At 61.7% G+C, this 17005-nt stretch carries 16 protein-coding genes; 6 read left to right on the top strand and 10 right to left on the bottom strand.

Features of this window, described 5'->3' with window-relative positions; genetic code table 11:
* Positions 1-30: 30 nt before the first annotated feature.
* Positions 31-726: a tRNA (adenine(22)-N(1))-methyltransferase gene (locus ACP7C6_RS03785; protein ID WP_122687104.1), complete on the bottom strand. Its 696-nt coding sequence runs from the start codon at positions 724-726 to the stop codon at positions 31-33.
* On the bottom strand, positions 723-1442 hold the full coding sequence (locus ACP7C6_RS03790; RefSeq protein ID WP_028617183.1) for a FadR/GntR family transcriptional regulator: 720 nt from the start codon (positions 1440-1442) through the stop codon (positions 723-725). The genes ACP7C6_RS03785 and ACP7C6_RS03790 overlap by 4 nt, the downstream gene beginning before the upstream one ends.
* A 382-nt stretch (positions 1443-1824) precedes the next feature.
* On the opposite strand from ACP7C6_RS03790, the gene ACP7C6_RS03795 reads away from it, so the two are divergent.
* Positions 1825-3186, top strand: coding sequence for an MFS transporter (locus ACP7C6_RS03795; RefSeq protein WP_426108282.1), 1362 nt, complete (start codon positions 1825-1827; stop codon positions 3184-3186).
* Between the two features lie 19 nt (positions 3187-3205).
* Positions 3206-4531, top strand: a complete 1326-nt coding sequence (gudD, locus tag ACP7C6_RS03800) for a glucarate dehydratase (protein WP_016976454.1) — start codon at positions 3206-3208, stop codon at positions 4529-4531.
* 119 nt (positions 4532-4650) lie between these two features.
* Here gudD and ACP7C6_RS03805 read toward each other — a convergent pair whose 3' ends face one another.
* Positions 4651-5574: an ABC transporter substrate-binding protein gene (locus ACP7C6_RS03805; RefSeq protein WP_122725889.1), complete on the bottom strand. Its 924-nt coding sequence runs from the start codon at positions 5572-5574 to the stop codon at positions 4651-4653.
* Positions 5575-5815: 241 nt separating this feature from the next.
* Between ACP7C6_RS03805 and ACP7C6_RS03810 the strand changes: the two genes are divergently transcribed.
* Positions 5816-7057 carry an acyl-CoA dehydrogenase family protein gene (locus ACP7C6_RS03810; protein ID WP_305381990.1) on the top strand — a complete coding sequence of 414 codons (1242 nt, stop codon included), beginning with the start codon at positions 5816-5818 and terminating at the stop codon, positions 7055-7057.
* A 105-nt stretch (positions 7058-7162) separates the two neighbouring features.
* On the opposite strand, the gene argE is transcribed toward ACP7C6_RS03810, so the two are convergent.
* The 7 genes from argE to ACP7C6_RS03845 all read right to left on the bottom strand — a co-directional run bounded on the left by argE (position 7163) and on the right by ACP7C6_RS03845 (position 14386).
* On the bottom strand, positions 7163-8326 hold the full coding sequence (argE, locus tag ACP7C6_RS03815; RefSeq protein WP_028617188.1) for an acetylornithine deacetylase: 1164 nt from the start codon (positions 8324-8326) through the stop codon (positions 7163-7165).
* Positions 8323-8997, bottom strand: coding sequence for a DUF1028 domain-containing protein (locus ACP7C6_RS03820; RefSeq protein ID WP_236320886.1), 675 nt, complete (start codon positions 8995-8997; stop codon positions 8323-8325). The genes argE and ACP7C6_RS03820 overlap by 4 nt, the downstream gene beginning before the upstream one ends.
* 9 nt (positions 8998-9006) lie before the next feature.
* Entirely contained in the window at positions 9007-9738 is a 732-nt protein-coding gene (locus ACP7C6_RS03825) for a class II aldolase and adducin N-terminal domain-containing protein (protein WP_323986880.1), read from the bottom strand.
* Between the two features lie 54 nt (positions 9739-9792).
* Complete coding sequence (locus ACP7C6_RS03830) at positions 9793-10623, bottom strand: ABC transporter substrate-binding protein (protein ID WP_028617191.1); 831 nt, start codon at positions 10621-10623, stop codon at positions 9793-9795.
* Positions 10624-10665: 42 nt separating this feature from the next.
* Positions 10666-11538 carry a phytanoyl-CoA dioxygenase family protein gene (locus ACP7C6_RS03835; protein ID WP_068932083.1) on the bottom strand — a complete coding sequence of 291 codons (873 nt, stop codon included), beginning with the start codon at positions 11536-11538 and terminating at the stop codon, positions 10666-10668.
* Between the two features lie 25 nt (positions 11539-11563).
* On the bottom strand, positions 11564-13081 hold the full coding sequence (locus tag ACP7C6_RS03840; protein ID WP_426108283.1) for an amino acid ABC transporter permease/ATP-binding protein: 1518 nt from the start codon (positions 13079-13081) through the stop codon (positions 11564-11566).
* A 330-nt stretch (positions 13082-13411) separates the two neighbouring features.
* The gene (locus ACP7C6_RS03845; protein WP_028617194.1) at positions 13412-14386 is read right to left on the bottom strand and encodes a LysR family transcriptional regulator; all 975 of its coding nucleotides are present in this window, start codon (positions 14384-14386) and stop codon (positions 13412-13414) included.
* Between the two features lie 182 nt (positions 14387-14568).
* Between ACP7C6_RS03845 and ACP7C6_RS03850 the strand changes: the two genes are divergently transcribed.
* From ACP7C6_RS03850 to ACP7C6_RS03860, 3 genes are all read left to right on the top strand, one after another.
* Entirely contained in the window at positions 14569-14991 is a 423-nt protein-coding gene (locus tag ACP7C6_RS03850) for a RidA family protein (RefSeq protein ID WP_028617195.1), read from the top strand.
* A gap of 17 nt (positions 14992-15008) precedes the next feature.
* Positions 15009-15449, top strand: coding sequence for a type II 3-dehydroquinate dehydratase (locus tag ACP7C6_RS03855; RefSeq protein WP_236321109.1), 441 nt, complete (start codon positions 15009-15011; stop codon positions 15447-15449).
* A gap of 184 nt (positions 15450-15633) precedes the next feature.
* Positions 15634-16884: a flavin-containing monooxygenase gene (locus ACP7C6_RS03860; protein ID WP_028617197.1), complete on the top strand. Its 1251-nt coding sequence runs from the start codon at positions 15634-15636 to the stop codon at positions 16882-16884.
* Positions 16885-17005 lie beyond the last annotated feature (121 nt).

Below are 17005 nucleotides of genomic sequence, written 5' to 3' on the forward strand. Positions count from 1 at the left end.
CCTAGGTCATCAGGTTTGAATGAAGGGGTATCAGGCCAGTAGCGCGGTAATCCATTTGGCCTGCTGCACGATCTCTTGTCGCTTCTCTTCCGGCACCGCTTGCCGAGCGTGCTCGAAGCTGGCCAGGGTCTTGTGTTTTTGGCGCAGCATACGTTGCCATTTGGCGATGAACACCGGGCTGCGCGCCTGCAGTTGCAGCGGCCCGAAGTACAACTGCTCAGCGGTGTAAGCCACTGGCCCGGCGCGCTCTGCGACAATGATCTCGTAGTAAAAGCGGTTTTCGCGCAGCAACTCTTCTCGAAGGATCGAGTAGCCGTTATCCATCAGCCATTGGCGCAACGGTTGCTCACCGCCGTTGGGTTGCAGGATCAATCGCTCTTGGCCGCTCAGGTGCCGCTTACCGCTTTCGAGAATGTCACGGATAGTCTCGCCGCCCATGCCGCAGACGCTGATCGCGGTGATGCCGTCATCGGGCTTCATGGCCGCCAAACCATCAGCCAGACGCACGGTGATCTGTTGCTCCAGGCCGTTGTCGCGCACGGTACGTTGCGCCGCATGAAAGGGTGTGGTCGCGACCTCCCCCGCCACTGCCATCGTGATCAGGCCACGCCGCATCAATGCTACCGGCAAATAACCGTGATCGGAGCCGATATCGGCCAGGCGCGCGCCCTTCGGTACGTTGGCGGCGACGCGCTCCAGTCGCAGGGATAAGGTGTGTTCGTTCAACGCCCCTGCTCCCCCGAAAAACGGTCCCGGCTGTTGGTCAGATGCAACACCATGGCGGCGCGGGCGGCGTCCGGGTCCTGGCGTTTGATCGCGTTGAAGATCGCCTCATGTTCCAGGTTCGCCAACTGGCCCAGTTGGGCAAAGTCGGCGCCGCCACGCTCATCGCCTTTCACCTGGGTGCGCGGGATCATCGCATTGCCCAGGTGCAGCATGATTTCAGTGAAGAAGGTATTGCCGGTGGCTTCAGCGATCAGTTGGTGAAAGCGTTTGTCTTCCTCCACGCAACTGTCGTTGTTGGCCAGGGACGCCTGATAGTCGTCGAGTGCCTGGCGCATGTGGGCCAGTTGTTGGTCGGTGCGGCGCACGGCGGCCAGTGCGACGGCTTGCACTTCCAGGCCCAGGCGCAGTTCGAGCATGTTGCGCACGCTGGCCACCGTGTCCACATGCAGGCGCAGGCCCTGCTGGGCGTGCTGTTCCAGCACAAAGGTGCCGATGCCGTGACGTGTCTCCACCAAACCGGACGCCTGCAACTTGGAAATCGCTTCGCGCACCACGGTTCGGCTCACGCCATGCTCAGCCACGATGGTGGATTCAGAGGGCAGCTTTTCGCCGGGTTTCAACTGGCCGAGCAGGATGCGCTGGGTCAGCGCGTCGACCACGCCCTGGGCCAGGTTGGTGGAGCGTTTACGGACAGCGGGTCCATGTTCAATGGGCATAGTGACGAATCCACAGAGTTAGCGGGTGCGAGCTTAACACCCTGTAGGAGCGAGCTTGCTCGCGAAAAACCTGAGCACGCCGCGTTCATCCAGGGTGCCCGCGTTATCTTTGACGTTTTTCGCGAGCAAGCTCGCTCCTACACAGAATGTCGTGTGAGGCAGAAGATCTCAACTTGTATGACAACCAACATTAATCCAGTTACCGTCCTCCGCAAACACCCAGCCCCGAAAACCCATTAAAACCTAATGGATGCTCAAAAAACCTGTTTATAAACACAAAAAAATCACCCACCCCATTGCGACCTGAAAAAAACAACTTGTATGATGTCTATCAACAAGACACGCAAACCCGCATAAAAATAATCAGGGGGAGTTTTGAATTGTGACCAATTCAATCCATGTATCTGCCGCACCCGAAAGTGATCCCGTCCTCGCGCGCGCCGTGAGCAAAGTGAAGCGCCATGTGCTGCCACTGTTCGTGATCATGTTCATCCTCAACTACATCGACCGGGTCAACATCGGCTTTGTGCGCACGCACATGGAGCACGACCTGGGCATCGGCGCCGCCGCCTATGGCTTCGGCGCCGGACTGTTCTTCATCGGCTATGCCCTCTTCGAAGTGCCCTCCAACATGTTGCTGCAAAAGGTCGGTGCGCGTATCTGGCTGACTCGCATCATGTTCACCTGGGGCATCGTCGCCACGCTGATGGCGTTCATCCAGAACGAAACCCACTTTTACATCCTGCGCTTCCTGCTGGGTGTGGCCGAGGCCGGTTTCTTCCCTGGGGTGATCTACTACTTCACGCGTTGGTTGCCGGGTGTGGAACGCGGTAAGGCCATCGCGATTTTCCTCAGTGGCTCGGCAGTTGCCTCGCTGATTTCCGGCCCGCTCTCGGGCGTGCTGTTGCAAATCGAAGGCTTTGGCTTCCACGGCTGGCAATGGATGTTCGCCATTGAAGGCTTGGCTTCGGTGGTGATTGGCTTCTTTGTGTGGTTCTGGCTGGACTCCAAACCCCACGACGCCAAATGGATGACCCGCGAAGAACAGGATGCACTGGTCAATGCCATCGATCAGGAACAGCGCGACCGTGAGGCCCTCACCAGCGTCAAGCCGACCCTCGGCAAGCTGCTCAAGGACCGCCAGATCCTGCTGTTCTGCGCGCTGTATTTCTGCATCCAACTGACGATCTACGCCGCCACCTTCTGGCTGCCGAGCATCATCAAGAAAATGGGTGACCTCAGTGATGTGCAGGTCGGGTTCTTCAACTCGATCCCCTGGCTGATCTCGATCATCGCCATGTACGCCTTCGCCTCGTTGTCGGGCAAGTTCAAGTTCCAGCAGGCCTGGGTGGCGGCAGCGCTGTTGATTGCGGCAGCGGGCATGTTCATGTCCACCACGGGCGGGCCGGTCTTTGCCTTTGTGGCGATCTGCTTTGCGGCTATCGGTTTCAAGTCGGCATCGTCGCTGTTCTGGCCGATTCCCCAGGGCTACCTGGATGTGCGTATCGCCGCCGCCGTGATCGCGTTGATCAACTCTATCGGCAACCTGGGCGGCTTCGTTGCGCCCACCACGTTCGGCTTCCTGGAACAGACCACCGGTTCGATCCAGGGCGGGCTCTATGGTCTGGCCGGCACGTCGGTGCTCGCAGCGATCCTGGTGTTTTTCGCCAAGACCGCGCCCTCTGCCGCGCTGACGTCACCGAGCGCCGTGCCCACCCGCGCCGCCCTCAGCAAACCTCTTTAAGACCATTCAGGAACTTGCCATGACTACGCCCGTCGTTACTCACTTCCAGGTTATCCCCGTCGCCGGCCACGACAGCATGCTGCTCAACCTCAGCGGCGCCCACGGCCCGTACTTCACACGCAATATCGTTATCCTCAAGGACAGCTCCGGTAATACCGGCGTGGGTGAAGTGCCCGGCGGCGAACGCATCCGCGAAACCCTGGAAGACGCCCGCAGCCTGGTGATCGGCCAACCCATCGGCCAGTACCAGCGCATCCTCAACCAGATGCGCAGCACTTTTGCTTCCCGCGACGCGGCGGGTCGTGGTTTGCAGACCTTTGACCTGCGCATCACCATCCATGCCGTCACCGCCATGGAAGCCGCGCTGCTCGACCTGCTGGGTCAGTTTCTCGAAGTCCCGGTGGCCGCCCTGCTCGGTGAAGGCCAGCAACGCGACGCGGTAAAAATGCTCGGCTATCTGTTTTATGTCGGCGACCGCAGTGCCACCGACCTGGCCTACCGCAACGAAGCCGACAGTGACGATGAGTGGTTCCGCCTGCGCCACGAAACCGCGCTGACGGCCGACGCCGTGGTGCGCCTGGCCGAAGCCGCCAAAGCCAAATATGGTTTCAATGACTTCAAGCTCAAAGGCGGCGTGCTGAGCGGCGACGAAGAAATCGAAGCCGTCACCGCCCTGGCCGAACGCTTCCCGGATGCGCGTATCACCCTCGACCCGAACGGCGCCTGGTCATTGAAAGAAGCCATCCGCCTGTGCCGCGACCAGCACCACGTACTGGCCTACGCCGAAGACCCCTGCGGTGCCGAAAACGGCTACTCGGGCCGCGAAGTCATGGCTGAATTCCGCCGTGCCACCGGCCTGAAAACCGCCACCAACATGATCGCCACCGACTGGCGCGAAATGGGCCACGCGATCCAACTGCAATCGGTGGACATCCCCCTCGCCGACCCACACTTCTGGACGATGCAGGGCTCGGTACGCGTTGCGCAGATGTGCCATGAATGGGGCCTGACCTGGGGCTCGCACTCCAACAACCACTTCGACATTTCCCTGGCGATGTTCACCCAGGTCGCCGCAGCAGCACCGGGCGACATCACCGCCATCGACACCCACTGGATCTGGCAGGACGGCCAGCACCTGACCAAGGCGCCGCTGAAAATCGAAGGGGGTTATGTAAAAGTGCCGAGCAAGCCTGGCCTGGGGGTGGAGATCGACATGGACGCGGTAGCCAAGGCCCATGAGGTTTACAAAGGCATGGGCCTCGGCGCGCGGGATGACAGCGTGGCGATGCAGTTTTTGATTCCGGGGTGGCGCTTCAACAACAAGCAGCCGTGCCTGGTGCGCTGATTCAGATGTTTGTAGGGGCGGGTTTGCTCGCCAAATACTCGAGACCGCCGCAGTCCTCCTGAATGCCCGCGTTATCGTTGGCACTCTTCGCGAGCAAGCTCGCTCCTACAATCAAGGATTTAAAGCACCCGATCAAACAACGGCGCCACGTCATACCGCTGCTTCAACATCTGCGCATCCACCAGAAAATCCGCCGTGGCCTGGGCCTCGCTGATAATCGTCGGCGAGATCGGCAGCACCTTGATCGCATCGCGCTTGAACCACACTTTGGCGATTTCCGGCGCCGACTGGTTGGCCTTCGACCAGGCTTCGGCGTACTCATCCACGTGCGTGTTGCTCCACACCCGGGCGCGGGTCAGGCGGGCGATGAAGTCCTTGATGATCGCGCTTTTCTGCGCCAGCGCCGGCTCGTAGGCGACGATGTAGGTGGGCGCGCTCATCAGGCCCTTGGCGTTGCGGATCAGCGTGCTGCCTTCTTTTTCCTGCAGCGACACGTAGGGTTCCCAGGTGCCGAAGGCGTCGATGTCGCCCTGGGTCAGCGCCAGGCTGGCCTCGGCCGGCAGTAGGTATTTGAAGTGAACGCTGCTGCGCGGCACCCCGGCTTCATCCAGCGCTTTATAGGCCAGTTGCTGGCTCCATGAGCCGTTCCAGATGGCGACGGTCTTGCCCTTGAGGTCGGCCACCGACTGAATGCCCTTGCGCGCGACGATGCCCACGCCGTCGAGGCTGGTCTGGGTGCTGGCGACGACTTTGACCGGTGCGCCATTGGCGGCCAGGCTGATCACCGGGGTGTCGCCGACGATACCTACGTCCAGCGCGCCGCTGGCCACGGCCGAGGCCACCGGCGAGCCGGTGTTGAAGCGCTTGAAGTCGATTTTATAAGGCAAGTCTTTCAGCTCGCCCGACAGCTCCAGCACGATGCGGTTGGAGAAGAACTGGTCACCCACGGTAAGGGTCAGCGGTTCGGCGGCGCCGGCCGATGGCCCATACAAAGCAAGAGAGGCCAAGCCCAGCAAAGACAGCAGTGTTCGACGGTTGATCATGGAAAATCCCACAGGGTTGGAGGGTTGGTTCAACCATCCGTGGGCGTGCAGTCTGGTCGTTGGTCGTAGAAGCTAACGCAATAAAAGCGCGGGGTTTAATACTGTTGGGCACTATCGATAGAACCGTCGTACAGGTCGCTAGCTGCTTTTCGTATTAAAAACTTCGCCGCGCCTGAGTTAGGGTGAGCTCACCAGACCACTGGACCCCAGCACCTGAACCATTTTCTGCAAGGTCCATTGCATGTCGATTCCCGCTTTGAACATCTGGGGCGCACCGCCCACTGCCCGTTACGAACAACTGGCCGCACCGTTTCGCCCGCTCTTTGCGCAGATTCTCGCGCAGGCGGCGGTGGCGGATCAGACACGCGGCAGCCTCGCCACCGTGATCCAGCAACTGAACGCCTTGGGCCTGCCGCGCTGGCGCCTGCCGGCGAGTTATGGCGGCCAGGATGCAACGTTGGTCGAGTTGCTGGCGCTGCTCACAGAACTGTCCGCCGCCGACTCCAACATCACCCAGGCCCTGCGCGGGCACTTCGGTTTTTGCGAAGACGTGCTCAGCGCCAAGGACTTGGATTGGCGCGCCAAGTGGCTGGACCGGCTCGGCCAGGGTGCCCTGCTCTCTCCCGGCAGCACTGAAGTCGGCAACCAGGCCCGTGGCGATTTCGAAACCCGCCTGCACCGTGACGAAGCCGGCGCCTTGCGCATCAGCGGCAGAAAGTTCTACACCACCGGCGCGCTCTACAGCGACTTGATCAACACCATCGCGACGGGCGAAGACGGCACGATCTATAGCGTAGTCGTCGACCTCAAGGCCCCCGGCGTGCAGATCGTCGATGACTGGAATGGCTTCGGCCAACGCCTCACCGCCAGCGGCACCTGCATCTTCGATAACGCGCCTGTGGTGGATGACGATGTACGCCCCACCCAACAGCGCTTTGGCCACGGCCAGTCGTTCTTCCAGCTCTACCACCTCAGCACCCTCGCCGGCATCGCCCGCCGCGCCGCCCTCAGCGGTGCCGAGGAACTCAGCCAACGCGCGCGCACCTTCACCACCGGCAATGCCGACACCGCTGGCCAGGACGTACAACTGCTGCAGGTGATCGGTGAAGTCGCCAGCCAAGCCTACGCCGCGCAAGCCATCGCCCAGCAAGCGGCGCAACGGCTGGAGCACACCGCACGGTATGTCATCGCCCATGACCAGCCGTTGCACGATGACGATCCGCAGGTTGCGCTGGCTGAATTGGAAGTGTGCCTGGCAGTGAACCCGGTGGTGGATGCGACACTGGCGGCCACCACGGCGCTGTTCGATGCACTGGGCGCCAGTGCCACCGCCAGTAACAAGGCGCTGGACCGGCTGTGGCGAAACGCGCGAACCCTGGCGAACCACAACCCGCGCGTGTACAAATCGCGGATTGTGGGGAATTACCTGGTGAATGGGATTTTGCCGCCTGCGCAGTGGCGAGTAGGCGTGGCGAAGGTATAACGGCCATAAATTGGCCCTATGCTGAGCGGGCCTCTGTATGTTGAGCGGGCTTGCTGTGGTGAGCGGGCTTGCCCCGCGCTGGGCTGCGAAGCAGCCCCAAAACGGCTAACGCGTTTTTGCAGGGCGGCTCACAAACCCCAGCACCCGCGCCAGCATCCGATCACAGGCCTGCAACTGCGCCACGCTGATGAACTCGTCCGGCTTGTGCCCCTGCTCCATGCTGCCCGGCCCGCACACCACCGTGGGAATGCCGGCTTGGTCGAACAGCCCACCTTCAGTGCCAAAAGCCACGGTGCCGAATTCCCTTGAGCCGCAGAACTGCGCCACCCACTCGGCGGCCTGACTTTCCAGCGACGTGGCCAACCCCGGATAGCTGGACAACTCGCTGAGACTGATCGCCGATTGCCCACTCACCGCCCGCATCGCCGGCAGCAGGGTCTGCTCGGCGTATACCTGTAATTGCCGGGCGACCTGCCAGGGATCCTGAGTCGGCAAGGAGCGCACTTCGAAGTCGAAACTGCAATCCTGCGGGACGATATTCAGGGCCTTGCCGCCGTTGATAAGGCCGGTCTGCACCGTGGAAAATGCCGGATCGAAACGCTGATCCAGATGCTGCGGCGCCTTGAGCGCTTCGCCGAGCCGCACCAGTTCGCTGATCAAGCGCGCGGCGTATTCAATGGCATTCACGCCCGTCGGCGCATAGGCCGAATGGCACGCCGCACCGTGCACGTGGCAACGCATCGCCAGTTTGCCCTTATGGCCGAGTACCGGCTTGAGTTCGGTGGGTTCGCCGATCACGCACAGCAGCGGTTTGACCGGTTGCCCATGGAATCGCTCGATCAGCGAACGCACACCCAGGCAACCGACTTCTTCGTCATACGACAGCGCAATGTGCACCGGCATACGCAGCGAAGCCTTCGCCAGGGCCGGCACACACGCCAGCACACAGGCGATATACCCCTTCATGTCTGCCGTGCCACGACCGTACAACTTGCCGTCTTTCTCGGTGAGGTCAAACGGCGCCACGCTCCAGCGCTGCCCATCCACCGGCACCACGTCGGTATGCCCGGACAACACAATGCCGGGCACTTCTGCCGGGCCGATAGTGGCGAGCAGATTGGCCTTGCTCTTGTGTTCGTTGTACACCAGCTCGCAGGCTACGCCCTGGTCCTGCAAATACGTGCGCACAAAGTCGATCAAGGCCAGGTTGGATTCGCGGCTGGTGGTGTCAAAACGCACCAGTTGCGCCAGCAGGTCGCGGCTGTTCATCGGTCGTCTCCCGGTACGGCGTAGCCGGGTGCGACCTGTGGGTTGATGGCGCGGTCGATGTAGGCCTGCAACTGCCCGCGATAAGCCTGCCAGAGCTGGTCGAGGGCGCCGATGGGGTCTTCATCCGCCCAGTCCACGCGCAGGTTGACGATGGGCCACAAGAGGTCATCCACCACCACCAGTGCCGCCGAATGCACCGGCCCCGCTTCACCACCGCCTGCCACACCGGCGTGCATCGCCGCCAGCAGGCGGTCGGCCAGATGTCCGGAGGCCTGTTCGAAAGCCGCCACCATGGCGTCGATCACAGCAGGTTGGGCGAGCATATTCCCCGCCGCCACACACTGCTCGCCACTCACCGCATGGTGGATGCCCAGGGTCTGCGCGCCGCTGAAATGCGCCGTGCGGCCTGCGTTATCAATCACCGTCACCTGGCGATATTCACTGTGATCCTGCCCAGCCAAGGTGGCCAGCGCCTCACTGGGCGCCAAGCCCTGTTCCAACAGGTCCAGCACCTGGGGGCCTAGGCTGGGCAAGGTGATGTTCTGCGACGCCACCGCGCCCACGCCGGGCCGTAGCCACGGGCAACGCGCGCCCACCGCAATGCTTGATGAGCTGATGGCGATACCCAACTGGCCCGTCTCGGCGCAGCGGGCGACAATGGAAAAAGTCATGGGGTTTCCTCAGTCGAGCACGGAAGGGTCAGCGTCGATCATCAACTGCTTCATTTCTTCAAAGTGCTGGCGCGAGAAATCGGCAATACCTTCCCAGCCGCGCGCGGTTTTTTCCGCCACTTCATCGGACAACACCCGCAACGGCTGCCCGGTGGACCAGGCGGTGACGAGGATCTGGCAGGCGCGCTCCAGGGTCCAGATATCGTCAAACGCTTCACCGATGGAACCCGCCGTGACCATCACGCCGTGGTTGCCCATCAGCAGCCGACTCTTGCCATCCAGCAGCCCGGCCAGGCGCGCGCCTTCTGCCTCGGTGTCGGCCATGCCGCCGTACAGCTCGTCCACCGCCACGCGGTTGAAATAGCGCGCGGTGTTCTGGTCGATCGGCGGGACATGCGGCTTGGCCAGGCATGCCACAGCGGTGGTGTAGACCGGGTGCAAATGCAGCACCGCGCGGGTTTGCGGCAGCAGCCGATGAATTTGCCCGTGGATTGACCAGGCGGTGGCGTCCACATTCGGGTGATCGGCACAGGATGAATCGTCGGCGTTCAGCAGCAACAGGTCACTGGCGCGGATACGGGAGAAGTGCTTCCACTTCGGGTTGAGCAAAAACTGTTTGCCATCGGCCGATACGGCGGCGCTGAAGTGGTTGGCCACCGCTTCATGCATGCCCAGGTACGCGATGATGCGAAAGGTCGCCGCCAGGTCGATGCGCGTCTGGTCTTCGTGGGATAACGCCATGAATCGGTCTCCGCAGGGCGCGGCCGCACGCGAATGCGGCACGCGCTGATAGGTTTACTTCGGCATCAGTGCCGCGATGTCGGCATCGGTCGGCGCTTCGAAGTTGTACTTCTTGAGCAACGCGGCGTACTCAGGCGTAGCGCGGTATTTTTCCAGGCCGTCGAGCAAGGCCTTCTTCACCGTGTCATTGCCCTTCTTCACGCCGAAGCCATTGAGCACCGGGTAGATCAGGGTGTCGGACGAGATCACCACGCGGCTGCCGAGCTTGTCGATCACGCCACGGGCCACGGCAGCGTCGGTGATCTGAGCTTCAACCGCGTGGGCCAGCAGGGCCTGGGTGGTTTGCGGGTCGGTGCTGTATTCGCTGATCTGGATCGGCTTCAGGCCCTTGGCCACGCAGTACTCGGCCGACAGCTTGTTCATCTGTGCCAACCACGACGTGGCGCCCATCGAGCCGATCTTGTGGCCGCAGAACTCTTCCGGGGTCTTGGGCTGGAAGCTGCTGTCCTTGAGGGTGAGGATCGACTCGCCGCTCTTGAGGTAAGGGATCATGTCGATGACCTTGACCCGCTCCGCCGTGATGTACATCGACGAATTGGTCACATCGAAACGCCCGGCTTGCAAGCCGGTGATCAGGTTGGGGAAGCGCGTGTCGAGGGTCTCGACCTTGCGGCCCATGACCTTGCCCAGGCCGTCCATGAACTCGATGTCAAAGCCTGCGGGCTTGTTGTTATCCATGTACTCATACGGGAAGAACGTTACGTCGGAACCGGCGATGATCTTGCCGTCCTGCTGGAACGCCGAAGCCGCCAACGAAGTCATCGCAACCGCAGCGCCCAGCAGGCACACGGCAAGGGGACGAACACTTTTACGAAACGCTGTCATGGTGATTACCTGCAAGGTTTTAGTAAGTAGCAAGGAATGTGGCTAGGCAGTGGCTGAGTCTTGTCCGGCCTGTTGCACGAAGAACGAAGCGCCACGGGGCTTTTGCGGCAAGCGCATGTGGTTGTCCGTGGAACGCACCAAGCCACTTTCTTCACCGGCCACCAGCAGGCCGGCATGTGCGCTGGGCAGAGGGTTTTCGCCGAATGGCAGCGCGTCTTCAGCGGCGTACACGCTGATGAAGAGGGTGCGCGGCAGTTCGGTCTCGTTAGGGCTGGAAGCATGCAAAAGGCGGGTGTGCATGAAGCACACGGAGCCCGCGGGACCGTAGCAGGCCACCGCTTGCTGGCAGTGTTCTTCGACGACAGCGTCGTCCACCGAACCGGTAAAACGCTGGTGCTGCCAGTGTGACCACAGCGGGCCTTTGTGGCTGCCGGGGATCACGTTCAGCGGGCCGTTTTCCGGGGTCACTTCGCTGACCATCAGCAAGGCGGTGACGATATCGTCGTTGCTGTGGGGCGTGAACAGGAAGTCCTGGTGCCACTTCACCTGGGTCGCCGTATGGGGCAGTTTCGAGTTGATCTTGCTGTGGTGAAAGCGCGTGCCGTGGGCGCCGATCAACTGCGCGGAAATCGCCGCCATGCGTGAGTGCAACGCCACACGCTCATAGGCCGCTGAAATCTCGGTGGGCGAACTGACCCGGCGCAGCGACGGGTGATCGGCGCGGTGATCGCCCTCCAGATCAAAACGCTCGCGGCCATCGACGGTGGCGCCCCAGCCCTGCGCGTGGCTGCGGCTTTCTTCGACCCACTGGTCGAAATCGTGCTGCAACGCGGCCACTTCCTCCGGCGACAGCACGCCTTCGACCACCAAGAAACCGTCACGCTGGAATTGTTCGATTTGCGCTTGCTCGATCATTGTGTTTTTCCTGAACGTTGAAAGGTCACGCCAGCGAGACGTCCTTGAGGAACGCCTCTACGCGTGGGTTGTGGCCGCTGCGCAAGGCGCCCGGCGTGTCGTCGCAGACCACGCGGCCCTTCTCCATGAACACGATGCGGTCGGAGACCTTGAAGGCGAAGTTCATCTCGTGGGTGACAATCACCATGGTGATGCCCTCCTCGGCCAGGGCTTCGATGACTTGCAGCACTTCGTTGACTTTCTCCGGGTCGAGGGCCGAGGTGGGCTCGTCAAACAGCATGATCTGCGGGCGCATCATCAAGGCGCGGGCGATGGCCACGCGTTGTTGTTGGCCGCCGGACAGCTGGTGCGGGTATTTCCAGGCATGGTCGAGCATGCCGACCTTGTGCAGCAGTGCGTAGGCCTGCTGCTTGAGCTCGGACGTCGCGCCCAGCCGATGGTATTTCGGCGCCATCAGCAGATTGTCGAGCACGCTCAAATGCGGGAACAGGTTGAAGCTCTGGAACACCATGCCGATGTTCAGGCGATGTTCGGCGTGCTCGATGTACTGGGGTTTCTGCGCGCCGACTTTGTTCAGGTGAATAAAGGGCAGGCCATTGATCCTGATCTCGCCGTTATCCAGTTGTTCAAGGCCGTTGAGCAGGCGGATCAGCGTAGTTTTGCCAGAGCCCGACGGGCCGATCACCGACACCACTTCACCGGGCTGGATCTGCAGGTTGACCGAGCCCAGCACCTCGATATCGTTGTAAGCCTTGTGCAGCCGTGCGGCTTGCAACGCGGGTTCGCCGTTGCTGGCCGGGCGCGCCAAGGCGGTGCGCTGTTGGGTGGCCAGGGCCAGCACCGCCGCATCAGGAACGCGGGAGACGTTGCGCTGGTTGACGTCGAGAAAGCGCTCCAGGCGTTTAAGCAGGAAGTCGAACACCGTGACGATAAACACGTAGAAAAACGCCACCGCCGCCATGGTCTCGATCACCAGGAAGTTCTGCGAATACAGACGCTGGCCGACCATCAGGATCTCGGTCAGCGAGATCACCGACACCAACGAGGTGAGCTTGACGATAGAGATGTACTCGTTGGCCAGCGACGGCAACGCCACCCGCAATGCCTGGGGAATCACTACGCGCCATTGCGTGCCGAAGAACTTCAGGCCCAACGCCCGCGCCGCTTCGCCCTGCCCTTTGGGGATCGAGAGCAGGCCACCGCGATGGATCTCGGCCACGTAGGCGGTCTCGCAGATCACCAGCGCCAGCAGGCCGGACCAGAACGGGTCGGCCAGGATCGCCGAGGTGCCGGGCAACGCTTGCGGCAGGTTGTAGATAAAGATCAGCAGCACCAGCAGCGGCAGGCTGCGGAACAGCCAGATATAGCCGCGCGCCGGCACGCTGAGCAGGCCGTGCCTGGATTGCTTGGCCAGCGCCAGCAGAAAGCCCAGGCCGATGCTCAAGACCCAGGTCAGGGTACTGAGCTTGATCACCGTCCACGTCGCGCGCCAGAACTCGGCATCGCCCAGCAAACCAAACATGTAATTCCAGTCGAATGTCATCGTCGCTGTGCCCTGAGAAGTTGATCTACATCGATGGGTTCAGAGTCGTGGCGGGAGGCACTTGGGGTCAATTCGTAAAAGCCGGCCCTTTGAGTAGGGAGAACCTATGCAGTGCCAGGGCGCTTGTTTTCTGTGGTGACTGGGCATGCTGTGGTGACTGGGCATGCTGTGGTGAGCGGGCTTGCCCCGCGCTGGGGCGCGAAGCGGCCCCAATCCAGCCCACCTTTTTATAAGTCATCACTCGCCAGCAGATTTTAGGGCCGCTCCGCGCTCCAGCGCGGGGCAAGCCCGCTCACCACAATGCAGCCGGCGCCTGTATTTGGTGCAAGCTCAGCTCACCCCACTCAAGACCCGCACTGCATGCGGATCAAAAAAGCTCGGCGGCGCCATGCCGGGGATGTACTGGTCGGACACAAACATGCGGCAGCGCTCGGCAAACGCCGACACCACGCGCGACAGCTGAGTGTTGCTGGCCGTGGCGTAGCCCAGGCGCATCGGCCGGTGGGCGCCCGCCAGGCGCAGGCGGATCACGCGCTTGCCGTCCTGAGACAGGTTCGATTTCGGCCGCGCATTCGCGAAGGAATAGCCGATCCCATTGCCGACCATGGCACGCACCGTTTCGAGGTTGGTGGAGCGCATGATGATGTTCGGCGTGGTGCCGGCCTGGATAAACAGGCTGAGGAAATAGTCGCGGCTCCACGGTGTGTCGAGCAGCACCACCGGGTAAGCCTCAAGGTCTTGCATGCTCACAGCCGGAGAGTTCGCCAGCGGGTGATACTCGCCGACCATCACATAGGGCGGCAGCTGTGCCAGGGGCTGGAAGTCGATGTCCGGGCTGGTCACCAGGTCGTAGGTCAGGGCGATATCCAGCTCGCCACTGCGCAGTTTTTCCAGCAACTCTTCGTGGTTGCCTTCGGCTTGCGTCAGCCGCACGCCAGGAAACGCACGGCCGAAACCAAACACCAATTCCGGCGTGATCATCGGCGCCAGCGACGCCAGGCAGCCGACCCGCAACGGCCCGCGCACGGTGTTCAAGGACTCCGACGCGATGGTGTAAAGGTTGGTCATCTGCTCCAGGATCAGCTTGGCTTCCTGCATCACCAGGCGCCCCACCGCCGTGAGGGAAATGCCCTGGGCGTGGTGGCGGATAAACAGCTGGATGCCCAGCTCGGCCTCCATATGGGTGATCGCCGCCGAGATCGACGGCGACGACACGTGGATGCGTTCAGCGGCAGCACTGATGCTGCCTGCCTCTCCCGACGCAACGAAATACTCCAGTTGACGCTGAGTAATACGACTGAGCATCACGCCTGCCCCTCAACAATGACTGTACCGGAAGCGTTGCAGGGTTCGTGCCGGGTCAGGCGCCAGGCGATGAGTTGCACGGGCTTCGGTTTTTCCTAAGCACTACCCCGCACAAATGCTGGTTTCGTCGTAACCGGGCCAGTGTGAAGCTGGCGGCATCCCGCTTCCCATGAGTTGCCGTTATGCCGACCCACACCCGCATCCGCATGTTCAACACCCAACAGACCTACCCCAACCAGACGCTGGACAACGACCTGTGCCAAGCCGTGCGCGCCGGCAACACCATTTATGTGCGCGGCCAGATCGGCACTGATTTCGACGGCAACTTGGTTGGTCTCGGCGATCCACGCGCCCAGGCCGAACAGGCGATGAAGAACGTCAAGCAACTGCTGGAAGAGGCGGGTTCTGATCTGTCGCACATCGTGAAGACCACCACCTACCTGATCGACCCGCGCTACCGCGAGCCGGTGTACCAGGAAGTCGGCAAGTGGCTCAAAGGCGTATTCCCGATCTCGACCGGGCTGGTGATCTCGGGCTTGGGCCAGCCGGAGTGGTTGATGGAAATCGACGTGATTGCGGTTGTGCCGGATGACTGGCAGCCCTGAATAACCTGGAGTACGCCATGACCCACCCTGTGTTTTTCCTCAACGGGCCCAACGCCAATCTCTACGGCCTGGACAAAGCCGGCACCTACGGCAGCGAAAGCTTCGCCAGCATCCAGGCCCGCTGCCAAGACCTCGCCGCGACCCTTGGCCTGACCTTGGATTTTCGCCAAAGCAACCATGAAGGCGTGCTGGTGGACTGGATTCAAGAGGCACGACTGAACGCCGACGCCATCGTGATCAACGCCGCCGGGCTCAGCTACAGCTCGGTGCCGATCCTTGATGCGCTGCTGGCCTTCGACGGTCCGATCATCGAAGCGCACATGAGCAATATCTGGAAGCGCGAACGCTTCCGGCACCACTCCTACGTGTCCAAGGCCGCCACCGGTGTGATCGCCGGGTTGGGGGCGCTGGGTTACCAACTGGCACTCACGGCCGTGGCGGAGCTTTTAGAACCATAAGCTTCAGAGACAGCCGAGCTGTTGTGGTGAGCGGGCTTGCCCCGCGCTGGGGTGCGAAGCGGCCCCACACCTGACAGCGAGGTTTGCCTGAAAGAACGCCATGACTTGATCAGGGCCGCTACGCGCCCCAGCGCGGGGCAAGCCCGCTCACCACAAATAGTTAACCTATCCTCGGGAACCGACCATGTCAGTAGAAACCATCAACACCCTGGTCGTCGGCGCAGGCCAGGCCGGCGTCGCCATGAGCGAACACCTGTCGCTGATGGGCGTGCCGCATATCGTGCTGGAACGCCACCGCATCGCCGAACGCTGGCGCTCGGAGCGCTGGGACTCCCTGGTCGCTAACGGGCCGGCCTGGCATGACCGGTTTCCCGGCCTCACATTCGAAGGCATTTCGCCGGAAGCCTTCCCCCCCAAAGAGCGTATGGCCGACTACTTCGAAGCCTACGTGGACAAATTGCAGGCCCCCGTGCGCACCGGCGTCGAGGTGCAGCAGGTAGAGCGTCATGTGGGACGACCCGGCTTCAAGGTGACCACATCGACCGGCGTGATCGAAGCCGCCAATGTGGTCGCCGCCACCGGCCCGTTCCAGCGCCCTTCCATCCCGAACATCGTCCCGAGCACCGCGCCGTTGCATCAACTGCACTCTTGCACCTACAAGAACCCCGGCCAACTCCCCGAGGGCGCCGTGCTGGTCGTCGGCGCTGGCGCCTCCGGCTCGCAAATCGCCGAAGAACTGCAAAAGGCCGGCAAGACCGTGTACCTCTCGGTGGGCGAACACTACCGCCCTCCCCGCGCCTATCGCGGTCGTGACTACTGCTGGTGGCTGGGTGCATTGGGCCTGTGGGATGAAGTCAAAATCCAGCCGAAGAAGAAGCACGTCGCCTTTGCGGTCAGCGGTTACGAAGGCGGCAAGACGGTCGATTTCCGCCGCCTGGCGCACCAAGGGATTCATCTGGTGGGCGTCACCGAGGATTGGAAAGACGGCGTCATGACCTTCCAACCCGGCTTGGCCGAGAACGTGGCTCAGGGGGATCGCGCCTACTTTGATGTGCTGCGCGATGCAGATGCCTATATCGAGGCGAACGGGTTGCCGTTTCCCCCGGAACCGCAGGCCTGGGAGTTGTTGCCAGATCCTGAGTGTTTGGTGAACCCAGTGTTGAGCCTGGACCTGGCAGAAGCGGGCGTGACCACAATCCTCTGGGCCACTGGCTTCACGTTCGATTTCAGCTGGTTGAAGGTCGATGCATTCGATGAGAAAGGCGAGCCGTTCCACAAGCGCGGGATCTCGGCGCAAAGCGGGATTTACTTTTTAGGCCTGCCGAATCTGGTCAACCGCGCGTCATCGTTTATCTACGGGGTGTGGCACGACGCGAAGTATGTAGCGGACCACATCGTGTTGCAGAATGAGTACATGGCGTACGGCAAATCCTGACGCCCTGACGATGGTTTGGTGTTTTCTCGATTCATCGGTGTTGTGTCAACATGGGCTCTATTACCCCATGGATTTAGCCAGGGAACAGCCGATAGTGCTGCCCTGGGACACAAGGAAACGA

The organism is Pseudomonas sp. TWR1-1-4 (assembly GCF_049897165.1).
GTDB lineage: Bacteria > Pseudomonadota > Gammaproteobacteria > Pseudomonadales > Pseudomonadaceae > Aquipseudomonas > Aquipseudomonas canadensis.

Coding starts and splice junctions, on each gene's coding strand:
- ACP7C6_RS03835 (WP_068932083.1), bottom strand. CDS start 11,538: ATGATCGAGCAAGCGCAAATCGAACAATTCCAGCGTGACGGTTTCTTG.
- ACP7C6_RS03860 (WP_028617197.1), top strand. CDS start 15,634: ATGTCAGTAGAAACCATCAACACCCTGGTCGTCGGCGCAGGCCAGGCC.
- ACP7C6_RS03840 (WP_426108283.1), bottom strand. CDS start 13,081: ATGACATTCGACTGGAATTACATGTTTGGTTTGCTGGGCGATGCCGAG.
- ACP7C6_RS03810 (WP_305381990.1), top strand. CDS start 5,816: ATGTCGATTCCCGCTTTGAACATCTGGGGCGCACCGCCCACTGCCCGT.
- ACP7C6_RS03825 (WP_323986880.1), bottom strand. CDS start 9,738: ATGGCGTTATCCCACGAAGACCAGACGCGCATCGACCTGGCGGCGACC.
- ACP7C6_RS03790 (WP_028617183.1), bottom strand. CDS start 1,442: ATGCCCATTGAACATGGACCCGCTGTCCGTAAACGCTCCACCAACCTG.
- ACP7C6_RS03845 (WP_028617194.1), bottom strand. CDS start 14,386: ATGCTCAGTCGTATTACTCAGCGTCAACTGGAGTATTTCGTTGCGTCG.
- ACP7C6_RS03830 (WP_028617191.1), bottom strand. CDS start 10,623: ATGACAGCGTTTCGTAAAAGTGTTCGTCCCCTTGCCGTGTGCCTGCTG.
- ACP7C6_RS03855 (WP_236321109.1), top strand. CDS start 15,009: ATGACCCACCCTGTGTTTTTCCTCAACGGGCCCAACGCCAATCTCTAC.
- ACP7C6_RS03805 (WP_122725889.1), bottom strand. CDS start 5,574: ATGATCAACCGTCGAACACTGCTGTCTTTGCTGGGCTTGGCCTCTCTT.
- gudD (WP_016976454.1), top strand. CDS start 3,206: ATGACTACGCCCGTCGTTACTCACTTCCAGGTTATCCCCGTCGCCGGC.
- ACP7C6_RS03850 (WP_028617195.1), top strand. CDS start 14,569: ATGCCGACCCACACCCGCATCCGCATGTTCAACACCCAACAGACCTAC.
- argE (WP_028617188.1), bottom strand. CDS start 8,326: ATGAACAGCCGCGACCTGCTGGCGCAACTGGTGCGTTTTGACACCACC.
- ACP7C6_RS03820 (WP_236320886.1), bottom strand. CDS start 8,997: ATGACTTTTTCCATTGTCGCCCGCTGCGCCGAGACGGGCCAGTTGGGT.